The organism is Psychrobacter sp. 1Y1, from assembly GCF_051847395.2.
GTDB lineage: Bacteria > Pseudomonadota > Gammaproteobacteria > Pseudomonadales > Moraxellaceae > Psychrobacter.
In genome coordinates, this window is record NZ_JBPYDF020000001.1 from 2,665,122 (window position 1) to 2,685,396 (window position 20,275).

At 44.4% G+C, this 20,275-nt stretch carries 14 protein-coding genes, 2 tRNA genes and 1 pseudogene; 10 read left to right on the forward strand and 7 right to left on the reverse strand.

The annotated features are described in order from the left end of the window. Positions 1 to 205: 205 nt before the first annotated feature. The 4 genes and pseudogenes from betA to ACS8FA_RS25155 all read right to left on the reverse strand — a co-directional run. On the reverse strand, positions 206 to 1,906 hold the full coding sequence (gene betA / locus ACS8FA_RS25140; protein ID WP_439265051.1) for a choline dehydrogenase: 1,701 nt from the start codon (positions 1,904 to 1,906) through the stop codon (positions 206 to 208). A 118-nt stretch (positions 1,907 to 2,024) separates the two neighbouring features. Next, complete coding sequence (betB, locus tag ACS8FA_RS25145; protein ID WP_439265053.1) at positions 2,025 to 3,557, reverse strand: betaine-aldehyde dehydrogenase; 1,533 nt, start codon at positions 3,555 to 3,557, stop codon at positions 2,025 to 2,027. Positions 3,558 to 3,698: 141 nt separating this feature from the next. Then, a complete protein-coding gene (locus tag ACS8FA_RS25150) occupies positions 3,699 to 4,265 on the reverse strand; it encodes a TetR/AcrR family transcriptional regulator (RefSeq protein ID WP_227526607.1) in 567 nt (188 codons plus the stop codon). Between the two features lies 1 nt (position 4,266). Continuing rightward, positions 4,267 to 4,617, reverse strand: a pseudogene (locus tag ACS8FA_RS25155) (DMT family transporter); the annotation flags it as partial. A gap of 480 nt (positions 4,618 to 5,097) precedes the next feature. Between ACS8FA_RS25155 and ACS8FA_RS25160 the strand changes: the two are divergent. The 3 genes from ACS8FA_RS25160 to ACS8FA_RS25170 all read left to right on the forward strand — a co-directional run bounded on the left by ACS8FA_RS25160 (position 5,098) and on the right by ACS8FA_RS25170 (position 6,729). Further along, positions 5,098 to 5,173 (forward strand) — tRNA-Asn (locus ACS8FA_RS25160). 190 nt (positions 5,174 to 5,363) lie between these two features. After that, complete coding sequence (locus ACS8FA_RS25165) at positions 5,364 to 5,693, forward strand: hypothetical protein (RefSeq protein ID WP_057761113.1); 330 nt, start codon at positions 5,364 to 5,366, stop codon at positions 5,691 to 5,693. A 304-nt stretch (positions 5,694 to 5,997) separates the two neighbouring features. After that, complete coding sequence (locus tag ACS8FA_RS25170; protein WP_439265056.1) at positions 5,998 to 6,729, forward strand: hypothetical protein; 732 nt, start codon at positions 5,998 to 6,000, stop codon at positions 6,727 to 6,729. Positions 6,730 to 6,834: 105 nt separating this feature from the next. On the opposite strand, the gene ACS8FA_RS25175 is transcribed toward ACS8FA_RS25170, so the two are convergent. The 3 genes from ACS8FA_RS25175 to ACS8FA_RS25185 form a co-directional block, all read right to left on the reverse strand. Further along, a tRNA-Ser gene (locus tag ACS8FA_RS25175) sits at positions 6,835 to 6,925 on the reverse strand. A 92-nt stretch (positions 6,926 to 7,017) separates the two neighbouring features. Then, a complete protein-coding gene (locus ACS8FA_RS25180) occupies positions 7,018 to 8,166 on the reverse strand; it encodes a type I glyceraldehyde-3-phosphate dehydrogenase (protein ID WP_439265119.1) in 1,149 nt (382 codons plus the stop codon). A 164-nt stretch (positions 8,167 to 8,330) separates the two neighbouring features. Further along, positions 8,331 to 10,268, reverse strand: coding sequence for a DEAD/DEAH box helicase (locus ACS8FA_RS25185; RefSeq protein ID WP_439265058.1), 1,938 nt, complete (start codon positions 10,266 to 10,268; stop codon positions 8,331 to 8,333). Between the two features lie 507 nt (positions 10,269 to 10,775). Between ACS8FA_RS25185 and exaC the strand changes: the two genes are divergently transcribed. The 7 genes from exaC (at position 10,776) to ACS8FA_RS25220 (ending at position 20,274) form a co-directional block, all read left to right on the forward strand. Further along, entirely contained in the window at positions 10,776 to 12,302 is a 1,527-nt protein-coding gene (gene exaC / locus ACS8FA_RS25190) for an acetaldehyde dehydrogenase ExaC (protein WP_102093685.1), read from the forward strand. Between the two features lie 237 nt (positions 12,303 to 12,539). Continuing rightward, positions 12,540 to 13,568 carry an alcohol dehydrogenase AdhP gene (gene adhP / locus ACS8FA_RS25195; protein ID WP_178379299.1) on the forward strand — a complete coding sequence of 343 codons (1,029 nt, stop codon included), beginning with the start codon at positions 12,540 to 12,542 and terminating at the stop codon, positions 13,566 to 13,568. A 200-nt stretch (positions 13,569 to 13,768) separates the two neighbouring features. Further along, positions 13,769 to 14,095: a DUF779 domain-containing protein gene (locus ACS8FA_RS25200; protein ID WP_439265060.1), complete on the forward strand. Its 327-nt coding sequence runs from the start codon at positions 13,769 to 13,771 to the stop codon at positions 14,093 to 14,095. A 190-nt stretch (positions 14,096 to 14,285) separates the two neighbouring features. Further along, positions 14,286 to 15,914: a GMC family oxidoreductase gene (locus tag ACS8FA_RS25205; protein ID WP_439265062.1), complete on the forward strand. Its 1,629-nt coding sequence runs from the start codon at positions 14,286 to 14,288 to the stop codon at positions 15,912 to 15,914. A 459-nt stretch (positions 15,915 to 16,373) separates the two neighbouring features. Then, positions 16,374 to 18,014, forward strand: a complete 1,641-nt coding sequence (locus tag ACS8FA_RS25210) for an ABC transporter substrate-binding protein (protein ID WP_201548897.1) — start codon at positions 16,374 to 16,376, stop codon at positions 18,012 to 18,014. A 195-nt stretch (positions 18,015 to 18,209) separates the two neighbouring features. Then, positions 18,210 to 19,226, forward strand: coding sequence for an ABC transporter permease (locus ACS8FA_RS25215; RefSeq protein ID WP_057761126.1), 1,017 nt, complete (start codon positions 18,210 to 18,212; stop codon positions 19,224 to 19,226). 133 nt (positions 19,227 to 19,359) lie between these two features. Continuing rightward, positions 19,360 to 20,274 carry an ABC transporter permease gene (locus ACS8FA_RS25220; RefSeq protein ID WP_057761128.1) on the forward strand — a complete coding sequence of 305 codons (915 nt, stop codon included), beginning with the start codon at positions 19,360 to 19,362 and terminating at the stop codon, positions 20,272 to 20,274. The last annotated feature ends 1 nt before the right edge of the window (position 20,275 follow it).

A 20,275-nucleotide genomic window follows, 5' to 3' on the forward strand; every position in this document is an offset into this window, starting at 1 on the left:
AACGTGGAACCAACCGCATGACGGACAAAGCAGTACCAATAAATAAAAAGCTAATAAAATTATAAACAAATTCAACCTGAACGGTATTCATTATTCTAATACGTTAGCGCTGATAGAAAAGGCCTCTACTTGGAAAGGCCTTTTGGTTAAAATTTTCTCATATCGTTATTTATTCAGTATCCTGTATGCAGGCTTATATTGCAGCCTACACCGTCGAGAGATAATCGCGCATTGGCTCTGAGCGTAGTGGTGCACCATTAGCCACATAGTAATCTGCCGTTGAACGTGGCAACTGTACGCCTCTCATCTTGTCGACGATTTTTTCTGCCAACATGATAGTTGTAGCATTGAGATTACCACTAATAATGTTTGGCATGATAGACGCATCGACGACTCGCAAGCCATCAATACCATGTACCAGACCTTCGCCGTTTACTACCGAATCGTTATCTTCACCCATCGCACAGGTACAAGATGGATGATAAGCCGTCTCACTATGATTGCGTACGTATTCATCTAACTGGGCGTCGGTGACCAGATCATCGGTCGGTGCAATTGCGCGACCACGATAAGGATCAAGCGCTGGCTGATGCATGATCTCACGCGTGATACGCATCGCAGCACGGAACTCTTGCCAGTCTTGATCATGCGACATATAGTTAAACAAGATACTTGGATGTGCTTTCGGATCACGTGATTTTAGCTTGACGCGGCCACGGCTCGGTGAGCGCAGTGAGCCGACGTGTGCTTGGAAGCTGTGTGATTTCACAGCACTGCGGCCATCGTAGCGTACGGCTAGTGGCAAGAAATGATACTGAATATTTGGATGGGTAAACTTCTCATCCGTACGGATGAAACCGCCACCTTCGAATTGGTTAGACGCACCAAGACCTGTGCCATTGAACAACCATTCTGCACCAATCGCAGGCTTATTCCACCATTTATTGGCAGGCGCGATCGACACTGGCAGTTTGCATTCATACTGCATATATAGCTCTAAATGGTCTTGTAAATTGTTACCAACACCTGGCAGATCCAATATTTCAGTCACGCCAGCATCTTTTAGCCATTGACCAGGACCGATACCTGAACGCTGCAGTAGTTGCGGTGAGGCAATCGCACCAGATGAGACAATCACTTCGCGAGCGGCATGGAAGTTTTTGGTCTGGCCTTCGTGCTCGACTTTGACACCGACGGCGCGTTTGCCGTCAAATAAAATTACATCAGTTAATGCACCCGTCAAAATCGTAATATTGCTACGTGGTTTGGCACCATCAAGATAGCCGCGAGCCGTTGATGCACGGCGACCATTAGGCGTCACGAATCGATCCATCGGACCAAAACCTTCTTGCTGATAGCCGTTTAGATCTTCGGTACGTGGATAGCCCGCTTGTACGCCCGCTTCAATCATAGCTTGGAACAGTGGATTGACCCCTGGTTTTGAGGTAGTCATTTCAACAGGACCGCCCACGCCATGATAGTCATTTTCGCCAGCGTCACAGTTTTCTAGCTTTTTGAAGTACGGTAAGCAATCCGAATACGTCCAGTCTGACAGGCCTTTTATTTTAGACCAATCATCAAAATCTAGCGCATTACCACGGATGTAGCACATACCGTTAATCAATGATGAGCCACCTAGCCCTTTGCCGCGGCCACAGTCCATGACACGTTTATTCATGTATGGCTCAGGATCTGTCTTATAACCCCAGTTATAAGTCATCCCTTGTAGCGGCATAGCAAGCGCAGCTGGCATTTGGGTACGGAAGTCAAAACGATAATCTGGACGACCTGCTTCTAACAGCAGTACTTTAATACTGGCATCTTCGGTCAGACGCGTGGCCAGCACATTTCCTGCTGAGCCTGCTCCAACAATAATATAGTCATACTCAGGTGTGGTTGATGTCATAACATACTCCATAATATTGAAAAAACATAAATCGTTTAGGGTCAGTAAGGTGTCCTAAAAAGGCTAAATAAAAGCTAATAAGCAACCTTTCTGGCTTCATTTTTCTCAATAAGATTGATTAAAAGACAGATTCAAACGCACCCAACTCTACTTGGATAGATTTGGTCTGAGTATAGTGTTCGAGTGCTTCGATACCGTTTTCGCGGCCGATACCAGAATGCTTGTAACCACCTACTGGCATTTGTGCTGCCGACTCGCCCCATGTATTCAACCAGCAGATACCAGCTTCGATCTGAGCGATGACTCGATGTGCGCGTTTTAGGTCTGCAGTAACAACCCCAGCTGCCAAGCCATAATCGGTATCATTAGCGCGGCGAATAACTTCTTCTTCGGTCTCGTAAGTCAATATCGACATCACTGGGCCAAAGATTTCTTCGCGTACGATAGTCATATCATCCGTGCAATCAGTGAATACTGTCGGTGCGACAAATGCACCGTTTGCAAGCTCGTTTGTTGTAACGCGCTCGCCACCTGTTAGCAGACGTGCGCCGCCTTTTTTACCTTGCTCGATATAACCAAGCACGCGCTCCATGTGCGGGAAGCTCACCAGTGGACCCATATTGATGTTCTCATCCATAGGGTCGCCTAGCTTAATACGCTCAACACGAGTTAAGATCGCTTGCTCAAACTTAGCTTGTAGCGCTTTAGGGACGAATACGCGCGTACCGTTGGTACATACCTGACCAGTACTGTAGAAGTTGGCCATCATAGCGATGTCAGCAGCGGTATCGATATCTGCGTCATCAAATATGATCAATGGTGATTTGCCGCCAAGCTCTAAAGTTACGTCTTTTAGAGATGAGCTTGCTGCGCTCGACATGACTTTTTTGCCAGTCGGTACGCCACCCGTGAACGATACTTTTGCGATATCTGGGTGATCGGTTAGCGCCTGACCCACTTCATAGTTGCCTTGTACCACGTTAAACACACCGTCTGGCAATCCAGCTTCGGTCAATATTTCTGCCAGTTTTAAGGCAGTCAAAGGGGTGACTTCTGACGGCTTAAAAATCATCGCATTACCAGCAGCTAGTGCAGGTGCTGCTTTCCACATCGCGATCTGAATAGGATAATTCCATGCGCCGATACCGGCGACTACGCCAAGCGGCTCTTGACGAGTATAAACAAAGCTGCTATCACGCAGCGGAATTTGACGACCTTCAATCATCGGTGCAAGCCCTGCATAATACTCAACGACATCGGCACCAGTGACGATATCGACATACTTGGTCTCAGAGTAAGCTTTACCCGTGTCTTTGGTCTCAAGTAATGCCAGTACATCATTGCGTTCGCGTAGTATGGCTACTGCGTTTAGTAGAATGCGACTACGTTCAACTGGTGTCATCGCTGCCCAAACTTTTTGACCTTTTTGCGCCGCAATAACGGCTTCATTAATCTGCTCATCGGTCGTTTGCTGAATAGTGGCGAGCACTTCACCGGTCGCTGGATTAATATCTTCAAAAGTAGTCAGCGTTTCATCAACAGCCAGATAGCGACCGTTAATATAAGCGGTTTGTACTTGTTCTAAATCGATAATGTCTGTTAAGTTACTTAGATTTGGGTTCGGATTTGGGTTTGTCTTTGGATCTGTCATGAGTTCTCCTGTCGACGACTGGCAAAAGCTTTATAAAAAGCGCTTATACCAAATAATTTCGTCATTGTTTAAGTTTTAAAAAATAAAATTTACGTGGTTCTTTCTTAAGGTTTTTTTAATGAGTTATTTGAGAGCTATGTTTTAATCATTCTCAGGTTGCGTCATCTTTATCAAACGCGCGCGTAATGATTTTTTGTCCGATATATTAATTCCTGAAAAATCAGAAAGCCAAATACCATCAGCGACCAAACGCACCATACATAGCGTTTCAGTATTATCGGTTGCTTTATGCTTTTCCAATTGCTCATTCGACCACGCAGCCCACAACTCACGCAGCTCGCTATCACCCAGCATCAATACATACAAAGTGGCTTGATTATCAAACTCTTCCTGCCCTTTTTCGCCCAAGCTAATCGTGGCATCGATATAAGCGCGGGTGAAAGAACCATAACGCACAGGGTCGTCAGCCATTGCTGCGTTTACTTCTGCCTCAAACTTAGCCATTGCATCATTAAACACTTCTAGCACGAGTGCATTTTTGGTAGAAAAATGATGCATCACCCCACCCTTTGTCACCCCAACCGCATCAGCGACTGCCTGAAACGTCACTTTAGATAGCCCTTGCTCAAGCGTGATACGTGCTGCTTGATCTAACAACGCACGACGAATGACTTCTGGCTGTTTTTTACGCTTATAAGCATTTTCCATATCAATGCACCACAGAATTAGACAATAAGTTCATCACAACAACACCGCCGACAATCATCGCGATACCGACCACTGCTGCTGTATCAAGATTTTGCTTGAATAGCACCACACCAACGAGTGATGTCAGTACGATTCCGAGTCCGCCCCACAGCGCGTACGCAATACCTAGCGGTATGGTCTTAAGCGTCTGAGCCATTAGATAAAATGAAACCGCATAGAGCGCGCCCATCATCAAAGTTGGCACCAAACGGGTGAACTGCTCTGACTTCATCAAAAAAGTCGTACCCACCACTTCGCATATAATGGCAATAGTCAGATAACCGTAGGCAATCGTAGTAGGACTCATTTTTAGAACACCCGCTTTTGTTCAACGCATGCTATGAAAAAACATAGCAAAGAAACCACATGGTCGGTATTTTATAGAACTCTACTGCCAATGTGAAGGGCTGTCTTGCAACTTTATTGTGTCAAACGGTATCGCACCACCCTTGTATTCAAAAACACAAAGCCTTAAATCCAGTTTTACTTTGCCGAATCTACGTCTGGTTCTATATTCTTATCGTTTGTCCAGGTGCCGTATAAAATTTTCTGAAAATATTTTTTATTTCTAAAGCACATTTATCGTCATTTTCTATTGAGTTCTGCCTTGAAATAGCCTATCTGATAAGGGATTGGCGTTAATTTTCAATAATTGCGATAATATTTATAATTAAACGCATAATAAGGTTGACAGCCTGTAGTGACTTGGCTAAAATGTGCCCCACATAACGCAAACAAGCTAATTAACTGCTTTAATATAAAGCGTCAATAACTTGCTGTTATGACCAGCTATTCTCCAATAGCTCAGTTGGTAGAGCAACGGACTGTTAATCCGTGTGTCCCTGGTTCGAGCCCAGGTTGGAGAGCCATATACTAAAAACCTTCATCATAATTTGATGGAGGTTTTTTTATTGCTGTTTCTTTTATATTTACTTCTAATAATATTAGCACGGCTGTGGTGTTCTTTTAGACATTTTTGTTGTATGGTAAGATTAGTTTTGATTGGGTTCGTTTTTGTTTGAGTGCTTCGCTCTTACTCACTAAAAGTAATGGTTTATTATGATACCTGTACGTATAAAAAATAAGTTTTCTGATCATCCGCAAAAAATCATGCGCCCGATTAGTATTCGTTTGTCTGAAGAAATGATTGGTCTATTAGAAACGACGTCATCAGACTTAGGCTTTAAGCGCATTCAAGGGCTTATTCGTCTTTATATTCGTCAGGGCTTGGATCGTGACCATCAGGATTATACGCTCGCCCATGATGAAGTATTCATCGAAACGCTACGTAAGCGCGGCGTTAGCCAACATATTATTGATGAAGCGATTGTAGTGACGCATAATAACAACATCACTCACCCGCTATCTGAGTTGCAAGACAACGATTAAACAATTAATAGTATCGCTGCTAGATAATATTAAAATAAAACAGACCAAGTTTGCTAACGCGAGCTTGGTCTTTTTTGTGGCTGCTATAAAAGTTAAAGCATTACTGATTCTTCTCTAACTCTCTTCTTGTTATGTCCTTCTTGCACCTGATTCATAGTACATATGTTTTTAAGTACTCTGCGATATTTGCGATTTTAGTTAGCCATAATTAAACACAACAGATGTTTAAACAAGGTATATTAAGCATATAGTCGCGACTATTTATAAGGTTTCAACATAATAAAGATCTGTAAGGAGGGGTACGATGACGGGCTTACATCAGCATTTCAACAAAACTTTGTTTTCAACCATGACGGTAGCAATGCTAGTGATTGCGACTGGCTGCTCATCGCCGCAAACTGATCCAAGTAAAATAACCATACCGACAGATTCTAACCAATGGCAAAAAAAGCTAGGGCAAACTTTTGAGCAGTTGTCTGAGGCCGATCAACAGGTACTCAGTCGATATATGCTGCGCATGAAATTGAGCGATGCTTATGAATCAGGAGCCATGCCGCGCACCACTATCAAGCAAGCGCTAATACAACAGCGTGAATACGAGCGGCTGCATCCAAACAACCCAACGGGTAAGAAAAGCCCAATTGTCAAAGGTCAGGCGACTAATGCTACCGCACAGATGTATCCTGTCGCCCTGCTCCCTGTGAAAACCAGTGATAGCGATAGCTTAAATCAAGTCAAAATGCAGTTTATGCTATCCAATCATGGCAAAGGCGCGATAAAAAGCTTTAAGGGGACGCTGACCATGAAGGATGCCAACCTAACAAAGGGCAAAAACTTTAATGTGCCTTTGACAACGTTTGATCCACCTATCGCACCAGAACAGTCTGGCAAGATCATTATTGAAAGCAGCATTGAAGATATCAATGTCATGCGCGCTATCAAAAATGCTAGTGGCATCACTATCGAGATTAATAAAGGTACGCTTACCTTAATAGATGATCAGACAATCGAATTTGAAAATTCGTTAGTGAAGTAGCTGTATAACCTACTATTGAGGATTTTATAGAAGGTACTAATTAATACTTTTATCAATACCATAAAAAAAAGCCCCAATCATTGCTGATTGGGGCTTTTTCGAATTTGGCGGAGACGGAGAGATTCGAACTCTCGAAGGGCTATTAACCCTTGTCGGTTTTCAAGACCGGTGCATTCAACCGCTCTGCCACGTCTCCATTGGTGCATCATTATATAGATATCATTTTATAATGCAAGCCCCTAAACTAAAAAAACTCAATTAATTTTCGAATACTTGTAAATTGGTGCATTAACGCTTGCTTGAGGCCAGATGTAAGCACATATCGAGCAGCCTATTTGCATAGCCCCATTCATTATCATACCATGCAAAAACCTTATATTGACCGCCCACTTGCATAAGCTGCTGACCATCAATGATAAGCGACTCAGTCTGATGGATAAAATCACTAGATACCAACGGCTCATCGGTATAGGCCATGATGTCATGCAAATGCGCCTGACTGGCAGATTTGAGTACTTCTCGTACTGTCTCGATATCGACATTTGGCGTATCAAATACAAAGGTGACATCAATCGCAGCCACGTCGATAGTTGGCACCCGTATCGAGTGTCCATTTATCTTGCCAACCATGGCTGGTAGCACCCGCTCTGTGGCAGCGATACTACTGGACGTCGTTGGGATAATATTATAGCCAGAAGCGCGCGCCCGTCTTGGGTCTCGATGTGCTTGATCGAGCACCGTCTGATCAGCAGTGACTGCATGAATCTCTGTCATCATGGCGGACTGCACACCAAACGCTTTATCAAGCGTATCAATCAACGGTACCAATGCCTGCGTGGTACAAGAAACACTAGAAATAATCGGTAGCTCAAGCGTGAGCGCATCGGTATTTACACCCATGACGATACAGGCATCCACATCATCAAATGGCGCGGCACCGATAATTACTTGCTGCGCGCCAGCATCGATATGTAGCGTCGCCTGCTCATACGAGCGAAAATGCCCCGTACATTCTAAAACCACATCGACACCCAGCGCCTGCCAAGGTAAATTTTGAGGATTAGGCTCTGATAGCATATTGATGCAGTAAGTTAGGTTGTTTTTGGTCAGACAAAGCTCAGTCTTGCTCGTATCACCTGACTTACTCTCTACAATCTCAGCATTTACGCCTAATCGACTGAGACGACCATGGGTGCTATCAAACTTGAGTAAATGCAGCAAGATATCCGCTGGGGCCAAATCATTAATTGCCACTACATGAATCGCACGGCCCAACACTTCAAAGCGCTCTAGCAAAGCACGAAGTACATTGCGCCCTATCCGACCAAAGCCATTGATAGCGACTCTCAGTGGCTGTGTATGCTCACCAGTAGTACGGAACGTCGCCGCTGTCGGGTCAGAGGTCAATTGATAAGTAGCGCTCGAAAAATCAGGCATAACATCGGACATAAAGGGTATCGCTATAAATGGGAGTAAAAACTGAGCGTTATCACGTTGAGTACGCTAATGATTGCTGAATGCTGAATGCTGAAAATAGCAAAAATAAAGCCTATAAAACTAATGGTAAAAAGTTATAGGCAATAAAATTATAAGCAGCAAAACTATGGGGTGATAAAAATCAATGCGAGGCGAATGGTATTGTAGTCAATGCTTTGCTTAAGATGATCAAATATCGGACGCAGCTTGATGCTACCGTCATCATTGAAGTCATTTGGATTATTAGCGACTTTAATAACGACATAGGCATTGCCAACGGCTGTCATTACCTCATTATCTGGACGCAAATGATCGCAGGCAAGACTTGGATCTTGTGATTTTAGGTCAGCAATATGACGCATGATGGTCGACTGTGACAACTGACGGGCTTGTGATATCTCCGCAATGGTCAAACTCTCTTCTAACAACACTCTTGTCGCAAGTAGAGTACTGTCTGATTTGTCAGAGACCTGATTGCCTAACTTCTGTTTTTTATCGATTTTCGCTTGCTGTTGTTCGCGGCGTTTCTTTTGTAGCGTAGCATAAGCATCGATTACCGACTTGCTCAATGTTCCACCTGACTTCAGGACGAATTTTTCATGTGCCTGCTGCATGCTTTCTTCATCTAGCATCGCATAGTTGGCATCCGCTTCTTCAGACAGTACTAGAAACCGCTTGTCTGCGCCGCGAGCCAATGGATCGAGTTGCAAGCTCATATCGTTCATACCCAGCAGCTGTAGACCTGATAGCGATTTGAGGCGTGATAATGCTACATAGCCTTGTCCCAGCTCAAAAGTACGCGACAAATCGATTTCAGCCGCATCGAGGGTCATGCCCTGCGATTTATGAATGGTAATCGCCCATGCCAGACAAAGCGGCACTTGTAAGTAACTTGCCAGCACGTCACCCGTTTCATCTTCGATAATCCACTCTTCAGGCTCAGCGATAACTTCTCGTCCTGAATTAAGCCGCACGACAGGCATTTTTTGGGTTGTTGGTTTCTTTGACTTTGGTTTTTCCTTGTCTTTTTTAGCAGCGGGCTTTTTACCTTTTGTCGTTTTTTCGCCAGCAGCATCCTCATCAGCGTCATCGCTGCTATCGTCTTCGATTAACGCGTCACTACTGTCTTTATCATCTATTTTGACAGCAGCAAAACCAATCAACTCGCCCATCGTCCCATTAGAGACACCAAGCTCGGCATTGTTTTTGATAAACATCACCTTGGCGCCGACTTTAAGAATCAGCTCGTCTTGGGTACGTACGGTCTTTTTTAGCGTCTCAACCAGCTTACTATCGCCTGTTGCCGTCGCCTCAAAACGCATCATCTCGCCATCGAGAGACGCCAATTCTTTGTCATTGATTTTATTAACGTTGAGATTATGGGTATAAAGACGCGTACGCTTGATATCGACACTCTGGTCATACGTCGCTTCTAAAGCGGCAATCGCTTCAAAGGTCACTTCCTGACGGCGGATTTGGTTAAGAATATCGTCTAAATCGAGACCGCCATTGGCTGCATCGCTGACTTGACGATGCTGTTCAGACAAGTAGCAAATGTGGAATTTGGCGTCGAGCCACGCCTCAGACATAAAGGCAAATTTTTCACGATTCGTCTCACCTTTACTGCCAATCGGTGGTAACTGAAAAAAGTCTCCTGCGACAACGACTTGTATACCACCAAAGGCTTTGTTATTTTTGCGGACATGCTTGAGGACTTGGCTAACCAAGTTAAGCTGCTTGGCATGTAGCATTGATATCTCATCGATAACCAATACCGCTGTATCTTTTAGTCTGTCTGCTAAGAACTGCTTGCGTGATAAATTTGTCAAATCTCGATCAGACAGCTCATCCTTGATACCGATACCTGACCAACTATGAATCGTTGTGCCGTTCATGTGCGTGGCAGCAATACCGGTACTGGCAGTCACCGCAACAGGCACACGGCGAGCGCGTAGATAATCAATATATTGATTGAGCGTATAGGTCTTACCTGAGCCTGCTGAGCCCGTTAAAAAGACATTTTGACCTGTTTTTAAGATATCGAGAGCAGAAGATTGACGCATAGATTCAAACCAGCCAGTAATGTGAAAAAAGAGAATAATAAAACCATCATCATAATGGAAAAAAACGCAACATTTGCCTAAAATCACCTAAAATTTGCGGGCTGTGCAACCTTGAGGTATCGACAATAAAATAAACAATTGTCAATAGAATATAGATAAAAAATGCTTTATTTTTTATAAATGCAAAAAATCAATAGCTTATCTTTTAATTTTGTCCGTAAAGTATCTGCTTTGATCATAAATACCAAGCCTATGCATTCTAGGCTTTACAGCAATAAAATCATGGCCATTAAAGCAAACTTCCTGTTATGTGTTAACTCATCAGTCATTATAAAATTTTAGTATGATTATCAGCAGAAGCCGAGTAGTATGGAACGCGTACAGAGAGCAATTGATGTTAATCAATCACAACATCAACTGATATTGTTTTGCGATAACAGATATTAGGATAGATAAAATTGCGCTTGTATTATCCGATAAAACAAACAACACAACAAGGAGTGTTTCATGCTGTATGCAAATCCCAATACGGAAGGTAGCCCTGTTCAGTTCCGCGAAAAATACGATAACTTTATTAATGGTGAGTGGACCGCTCCTATCGATGGAGAGTATTTTGATAACACAAGCCCCATCGATGGTAAAACTATTTGCCAAGTCGCCCGCTCAAAAGAAGCCGATATCGAAAAAGCCCTAGACGCGGCGCATGCTGCCAAAGACGCATGGGGCAAAACCAGTGTTACTGAACGTGCCAACTTGTTACTCAAAATAGCTGACAGCATGGAAGCCAATCTAGAAGCGATTGCGATTGCCGAATGTTACGAAAATGGCAAGCCTGTTCGTGAGACACTCGCAGCCGACATCCCTCTAGCCATTGATCACTTCCGTTATTTTGCCAGCGCCATTCGCGCACAAGAAGGCGGTATCAGTCAGATTGACGAAGACACTGTGGCTTATCATTTTCATGAGCCACTTGGTGTCGTCGGTCAAATCATTCCTTGGAACTTTCCTATCCTAATGGCCGTTTGGAAGCTAGCACCTGCCCTTGCTGCTGGTAACTGTGTCGTTCTAAAGCCAGCCGAACAAACGCCAGTTTCTATTCTGTTCATGTTAGAGACCATCGGTATCGCTGACATTTTGCCAAAGGGCGTGCTAAACGTCGTCAATGGCTTTGGTGTCGAAGCGGGTAAACCACTTGCCTCAAACCCTCGTATCAATAAAGTTGCCTTTACAGGTGAGACCACGACTGGCCGCCTCATTATGCAGTACGCGAGCGAAAACATCATTCCAGTGACGTTAGAGCTTGGTGGCAAAAGCCCTAACATCTTCTTTGCCGATGTTATGGATGAGGACGATGACTTCTTGGACAAAGCGGTCGAAGGTCTAGTGATGTTTGCACTGAACCAAGGTGAAATCTGCACCTGTCCATCGCGGGCACTCGTTCATGAGAGCATCTATGATGAGTTTATCAAACGCTGTATCGCCCGTGTCGAGGCCATCAAAATGGGCAACCCACTCGATACCGACACCATGATTGGCGCGCAAGCCAGCTCAGACCAACTAGAGAAAATTTTATCTTATCTCGACATCGGTAAAAAAGAAGGCGCAAAAGTGCTCGTCGGCGGAGAGCAAGCTAAGCACGATGGCGACTTGACAGACGGTTACTACGTCAAGCCAACGATCTTTGAGGGCACCAACGACATGCGCGTGTTCCAAGAAGAGATCTTTGGACCTGTCCTTGCCGTGACTACTTTTAAAGACGATGACGAAGCCATGCAGATTGCCAATGACACCTTGTATGGTTTAGGCGCTGGTGTATGGACCCGTAGTGTACACAAGGCATATCGCTTCGGACGTGGTATCCAAGCAGGCCGCGTATGGACCAACTGCTATCATATTTATCCATCACATTCGGCGTTCGGTGGTTACAAACAATCTGGTATCGGACGTGAAAACCATTTAATGATGCTCGACCACTATCAGCAAACCAAAAACATGCTGGTGTCGTACAGTCAGAAAAAAATGGGCTTCTTCTAAACCATCATTGCTAATCATGGAGCGGGTTATCACAAGTGTTACATAGCCCGCTCGCTACAACGATCTAAATAAAAAAACTGAGACGAATTTTTATATCCTCTAATGCGCTTAGGCGCACAGCAGGAAAAATTTGTAGCAGTCTTGCGTTCAAAATAAGGTGTTTGCATATTTTGAATGCAATATCGCAACAACTTTTTATATCAACATTTATCAATCACCCATAAAAGAGAGCTTATTATGACTAACAAAATGAAAGCCGCTGTATTACATGAGTTCGGTCAAGACTTAAAAATCGAAGAAGTCGACATTCCAACCGCAGGTGCTGGGCAAATAGTTGTCAAAATGCACGCCTCAGGCGTCTGTCATACTGATTTGCATGCGGTTGAGGGGGACTGGCCTGTTAAGCCAAGCCCACCATTTATCCCAGGCCATGAAGGTGTTGGCGTGATCACGGCGGTCGGTGACGGCGTAACTCATGTCAAAGCAGGTGACCGCGTTGGTGTGCCATGGCTATACTCTGCTTGTGGTCACTGTACGCATTGCTTGGGTGGCTGGGAAACCTTATGTAAAAAGCAAGAAAACTCTGGTTACTCAGTGAACGGTAGCTTTGCAGAATACGTCCTTGCAGATGCCAACTATGTTGGCATTATTCCTGAGAGTGTCGACTCCATTGAGATTGCCCCTGTTTTATGTGCGGGCGTCACGGTATATAAAGGTCTTAAAATGACCGACACCAAGCCAGGCGACTGGGTTGTTATTTCAGGTATCGGCGGCCTTGGTCACATGGCTGTACAATATGCCATTGCCATGGGGCTCAATGTTGCTGCTGTTGATATTGATGACGAAAAACTTGAATTCGCCAAAAAGCTGGGGGCAACAGTGACGGTAAATGCCAAAAATACAGACCCAGGCGAGTTGCTACAAGAAAAAATCGGTGGCGCTCATGGCGTGTTAGTCACTGCAGTATCATCAAAAGCTTTTGATCAAGCCTTAAGCATGTTACGTCGCGGTGGTACTTTAGTATGTAACGGGCTCCCCACTGGCGACTTCCCGGTGTCAATCTTTGATACTGTACTCAATGGTATCACCATACGCGGCTCTATCGTTGGCACACGTCTTGACTTACAAGAGTCGCTAGATATGGCAGCGGCTGGCAAAGTCAAAGCGACCGTCAAAGCTGAGCCGTTAGAGAACATCAATGATATTTTTGAGCGGATGCGTAATGGCAAAATCGAAGGTCGTATCGTCATCGACTATAATCAATAACGGATAGTAAAATGACAGTGTTATAAGCTTATTACATAGTTATTCCAACTGTCAATTATCAGCCGAAGGTCGTATCTTTTTAGTCATATGCCAGTTGTGATGTGTCTGAAGATGATGCGACCTTTTTGATTTGACTGTGGCATACTGATACTAGAGAGCAATTATATAAACCATGGATGGGCCATAAGAAGGAGTACGATATGAAACTGGCAGCAACAGAATCTTGTAAAGCGTTAATTGAGCTATTGAAATCTAAGCACGGTGAGCTGATGTTTCATCAATCAGGTGGCTGCTGTGACGGTAGCTCGCCCATGTGCTATCCATTAGGAGAGTTCAAAGTGGGTGGTCAGGATGTGTTGGTTGGTGAGCTTGCTGGCTGTCCATTTTATATGGGTAAGGCACAGTACAAGCTATGGCAACATACGGATCTCACCATTGATGTCGTCAATGGGCGCGGTGCGAGTTTTTCGTTAGAAATCCCTGAAGGCAAACGCTTTATCGTACGCTCAGAAATCTGTGCGATATAAGGACGTTTGACGCAACATTAAGTAGCATTAATTCCAGACGATGTACCGAATATAACAGTCTTAGCTTGTCCTACGATATTGACGCAAACAGATACCGCAGAGTCATTTTTATTTTATTATTTCAGCAGAATAATAGTTACTGTAAAGCGTACCCTATTTTAATTAGCATGGATGCTATAAGGAATATAAAATGGAATTTGACACAACATTTGACTATGTCATCGTCGGAGGAGGTTCGGCGGGTTGCGTGCTCGCTAGCCGTCTCACTGAAAACCCAGATATCAGTGTTTGTTTATTAGAATACGGCAGTGAGGGCAAAGATCTAGCAGTACGCGTACCTGCTGGACTGATTCTTATGGTTCCTGGTAAACCGCTGAAATTAAACAATTGGTGCTTTCACACCACCCCGCAAGAGCACCTTAATAACCGTAAAGGTTTTCAGCCGCGTGGACAATGTCTGGGCGGCTCATCAGCTATCAATGCCATGATCTATACACGTGGTAGTAAGCTAGATTATGAACGTTGGGTAGAGCAAGGCTGTACTGGCTGGGGATTTGACGATGTATTGCCTTACTTTATCAAAGCTGAAAATAATATTCGTGGTAGCGATGATCTACATGGTGATAGCGGGCCGCTGCATGTTAGCGACCTACTCAGTCCACGAGACATCTCCAAAGCATTCGTAGAAGCTGCGATTGCCAATGGTCTAGATCACAACCCTGACTTTAATAGCGAAAAGCAAGACGGTACAGGGTTGTATCAAGTCACTCATTTCCATGGTGAAAAACAAGGCCAACGCTGCTCTGCCGCGGCCGCCTATCTACATCCTGTCCAAAACCGCTCCAACCTAACTGTCATCACTCATGCGCAGGCTAACCGCGTCATTATCGAAGACAATCAAGCGACAGGCGTCGTCTACGAAAAAGACGGTGTCGAACATACTGTCACGGCGCGTCATGAAGTCCTACTATCAGGTGGCGCATTTGGTTCGCCCAAAGTCCTGATGCTCTCAGGTATTGGCCCTGCAGAGCATTTGCAGTCTCATGGTATCGATGTGGTAGTAGATGCACCTGAAGTCGGTGGTAATTTGCAGGATCACTTAGACGTCGTCTTTGATTACGAGGTCAATACTACTGACGTCATCGGTATTGGCATGGCATCGATTTCGACATTGACCAAAAGCATTCGGCAGTGGAGAAAAGACGGCACAGGGCTGCTGTCTACCAACTATGCAGAAGCAGGTGCATTCTTTAGCGTCGGTGATGACCCAAAGGAGTGGCCAAATACACAGCTGCACTTTGTCATCTCGCGCGTGATAGAGCACGGTCGCGATCTCAGACGCGGATTTGCTGTCTCTTGTCACAGTTGCTACTTACGGCCTGAAAGTCGAGGCACTGTACGACTGGACTCAGCCGACCCCTCCGATGCTGTCTTGATCGATCCAAACTATCTGTCGCATCCAAAAGATGTAGAGTATATGGTTGCCGGTGCCGAGCGTACTCGCGCCATCATGCAAGAGTCTGCACTCGCTAAGTACATTACTGAAGACTACCCTGCCCCTTACCTCGAAAAAGACGGCATGCTCGGCTATATCAGAAATAAGTCAGATACCATCTATCACCCAGTAGGCACTTGCCGCATGGGCTCAGATGACAGCTCTGTGGTTGATTTGGAATTAAAGGTACGAGGTGTGAGCGGATTGCGAGTCATCGATGCATCAGTGATGCCAACGCTTATTAGCGCCAATACCAATGCGCCAACTATTATGATTGCCGAAAAAATAGCCGATCTCATTAAGGCGAATCATAACCCTGTTTAATGCTGTATTGGGTAAACGGCTTATATTTGGGCACGTCAAAGGGACATAACTTTATTATTTCTAACTGTTTACACTTAGTAACATTGTAACTCATTAGCAATCTAAAAATGTGTCTCTTTGCTACTTAGAATAAATAAACATAAAGCCATAGAATTTAGTATTCAATATCCTGTTGATGCTAAATATAGCAAAACTGTGCTTTTTTTATCAAAATTAGTCGATTTATTGCTTGCATTATCACAGATTAAGAGAGTATATTCGAACGACTTATTTATATTTTTAGTTTCAATCTATATAATTTAAAGTTATAACAACCCTTAATATGTTTTATTTTGTATATATGAAACATTTTATAGATAGATGCTTTAGAGGTCACTAAACGCTTTCTCATCGTATTCATAATCGAGTACGAACATATGGATACATGAGTACCTACCTACCATTACATAGGATGTAATAATGCAAAAATCACTCTTCAAACTTACGATGTTGGCGACGTTTGTCTTAGGTATCAGCGCCTGTAGTGGAGACAACAAAACTACGGATGATTCTGCCGCTAGCTCAGATGCCAAAGCCGCCAAAACATTGCTCTATTGCTCAGAAGGTAGCCCTGCCGGATTTGATCCAGCGCAATATACTTCAGGTACGGATTTTGATGCGAGTGCCTTCCCTATTTATAATGGCTTGGTAGAATTTAAAAGAGCAGAAACTGAGATTCAACCAGGACTTGCTGAAAGCTGGGATATTAGCGAAGACGGCAAGACTTATACCTTTAATCTACGCAAAGGGGTTAAATTCGGTACAACTGACTACTTTACTCCGACTCGCGATTTCAACGCGGATGACATTGTCTTTACACTAGAACGTATCACTGACCCAGACTTTGAATTTAATAAAGCTTATCCTGCTGAATTCCCATATTCGGTCGGCATGGGACTACCTGATATTATCTCTAATATCGAAAAGGTCGACGACTATACGGTAAAAATCACCCTTAGCGAAACCAATGCGCCGTTCCTACAGAACCTAGCGATGCCTTTTGCTTATATTGGTTCTGCTGAGTACGCAGATCAATTGCTAGCCTCTGGCAATGCTGCTGATATCAATACTAAGCCCGTCGGTACTGGACCTTTCGTCTTTACTTCTTATCAAAAAGACGCACAAATTCGTTATACCAAGAATCCAGACTATTGGAATAAAGACGACATCTATATCGACAACTTAGTGTTTGTCATCACTAAAGACTCAGCTGTTCGTGCTCAAAAAGTGCAAGCTGGCGAATGTCACGTGTCCGCTTATCCAAAACCTGCCGAAATCGAATCTGTTAAAAAATCAGGTAAAGCCACCGTTCTGGATCAGCCTGGCTTCAACGTCGGCTATGTCGGTTATAACGTAGAAAAACCTCAACTGAGCGATCTTAAAGTGCGTCAAGCATTAGATATGGCGATCAACAAAGACGCTATTATCAATGCGGTTTATCAGAGCGAAGGCCTCAAGGCAACCAACCCAATGCCGCCAACGCAGTGGGGCTATGATGAGTCACTTAAAGATGCGCCTTACGACGTCGAAAAGGCAAAAGCACTAATCAAAGAAGCTGGCGCGGATAATCTTTCTATCAATCTGTGGTATATGCCAGTTCAGCGTCCGTACAACCCAAATGCCAAGCTAATGGCTGAAATGCTACAAGCCGATTGGGCGAAGATTGGCGTCGATACCAAACTTGTGACTTATGAGTGGGGCGAGTACCTAAAACGCGCTGCTAAAGGCGAGCCTGATGTCATTCTAGCAGGTTGGACTGGCGATAATGGTGATCCAGACAACTGGCTTGGTTCGTTATTGTCTTGTGACGCGGTCGGTGGTAACAACTACTCGCGCTGGTGTAACAAAGACTTCGATAATTTGGTGACCAATGCCCGTCAGATTAACAATCAAGATGAGCGTGTCAGTGAATATGAGCAAGCTCAGCAGATATTCAAAGAGCAGCTTCCTTGGACAACAATGGCACACTCGGTAGTGACCGTATTCACCGCACCAAACGTTGTCGATTATAAAATCAGCCCACTTGGCTCAATACGCTTCGATGGTGTAAAAGTTGAATAACCTTGACTGATTAATTCCGTTACGACGTAAGCAATTTATTCATTTTATTCATTCATATAAGTGCGGCTGGGTCAGATACTCTGCTCCAGCCGAATTTATATAAATGATATGAATAATATGAATTAAGCGCTTTGTCGCGGATCTCTTCATCATCGCTAATACTCTAATCATTGAAACACAACTATTGAGCAGCCCATGCTACTTTATATTCTGCGTCGTATTGCCATTTTAATACCCGTCTATCTTGGTCTAACTCTATCGACTTTTACTCTGATTCGTCTCGTACCTGGAGATGCGGTCGAGATTATGATGGGTGAGCGTATGGTCGATCCAGAGCTACATGCTCGTGCTCTTGAACGACTAGGATTAGACAAACCGCTCGTCGCCCAGTATTGGGATTATTTGACTGGTATCTTAACGGGTGATTTTGGTCAGTCTTTTCGTACTCGTACGCCCGTATTGCAAGACTTCTTTGCCCATTTTGTTCCTACTTTAGAGTTAGCATTATGCGCTATTGTCATCGCTAGTGTCATTGGTGTCAGCTTAGGCATCTTTGCTGCCCTGCGCCGTGGTACATGGATTGATTACACCCTCATGTCAGGCGCGTTGGCAGGTTACTCTATGCCCATCTATTTATTGGGCCCTATCCTGACTGGTATCTTCGCTCATTATTTAGGTCTACTGCCCGTCGCTGGGGTGATATCTGTCGCACAGTTTTTAGATGTGCAACCACTGTATGGGTCATGGTTACTCGGCTCACTAAGCTCAGGAGAGCCTGGCGCGTTTTGGAACGTGGTCAAACACTTTATATTGCCCTCTATAGCCTTATCGACCATTCCGTTAGCGATGATTGCGCGGATGACACGCTCTGCAATGCTAGAGGTATTAGATGAAGACTATGTGCGTACAGCACGAGCCAAAGGCTTATCTCCACGCCGAGTAATACTGGTTCATGTCATGCGTAACGCCTTGATTACTGTGGTTACCGTCGTTGGCCTACAGATGGCGACATTACTTGCAGGTGCCATTATTACCGAGACTATCTTTAGTTGGCCAGGCGTTGGTAATTGGCTACTCGATGGGTTTTTCACTCGTGACTACCCTATTGTACAAAATGGTATTTTATTGGTCGCCACCGCTCTGATTTTGGTTAGTTTATTTATTGATATTTTGTATGGTCTGATCAATCCACGTATTCGCCATACTTCTTAATTTAACATTAATAAATACTCACATTATAAATAGTGATGATTAGCGCTCAAGTGAAGTTTTAGCAATGCTTAGTACTTTTTTATGAATAAGATTCTAAAAAATGTCACTGCGCTAGCCACTATAGGAAATGCTCATGAAGCCTTCTGTTCTCCCCTCTGATGTCAATCTGATGGCAGCCACACCGCCGTCATCTTGGCAGCTATTTTTATCGACGTTCTGCCGAAACAAAGGCGCCGTGATTGGTTTTATCGTACTGGCATTGATGGTTCTAGTTGCCATACTTGCGCCTGCTATTGCGCCTCACGATCCTTACGAGCTGTTCACCGGTCAAGAGCAATTGCCACCTGCCTTTTTAGATGGCGGCAATGCGATGTTTTGGCTAGGCACTGATGATGCAGGCCGAGATACATTGTCTCGAGTGATGTATGGCGCGCGTTATTCATTGTTTATCGGTCTAAGCGCGACAACTCTGGCGATGTTGGTTGGTATTTCTTTAGGTCTGAGTGCCGCATTTTGGCCAAAGGTCTGGGGCAAAGCGGTCATGTTGGTCAATGATATCCTGATGTCATATCCGAGCTTGCTATTGGCCATTATCATTGCTGCTATCTTAGGGCCATCTATGACCAATACGATTATTACAATCGCACTGGTCTGTACGCCGCCTTTTATTCGGTTAACTCGTGCGACTGCGATGGTGGAGCTACAACGTGAGTACTTTATTGCTTCACAAGTGATGGGTGCTGGCGTACTGCGTTTATTGTTTATCACCATTTTACCCAACTGTATGGCACCGCTTATCGTACAGGCGACGATGATTTTCTCGTCTGCTATTTTAGAAGCGGGTGCGATTGGTTTCTTAGGCTTTGGCGTACAGCCACCTGATGCCGAATGGGGCGCGATGCTAGGTACGGCACGTCAATATATTCAAAGTAATGTTTGGCTAGCAATCTGGCCGGGTGTCGCTATCTTCTTAGCTGCACTATCGATTAACCTGACTGGTGATGGCTTACGCGATGCGCTAGATCCTAAATTAAAGCAGGTGACTTAAG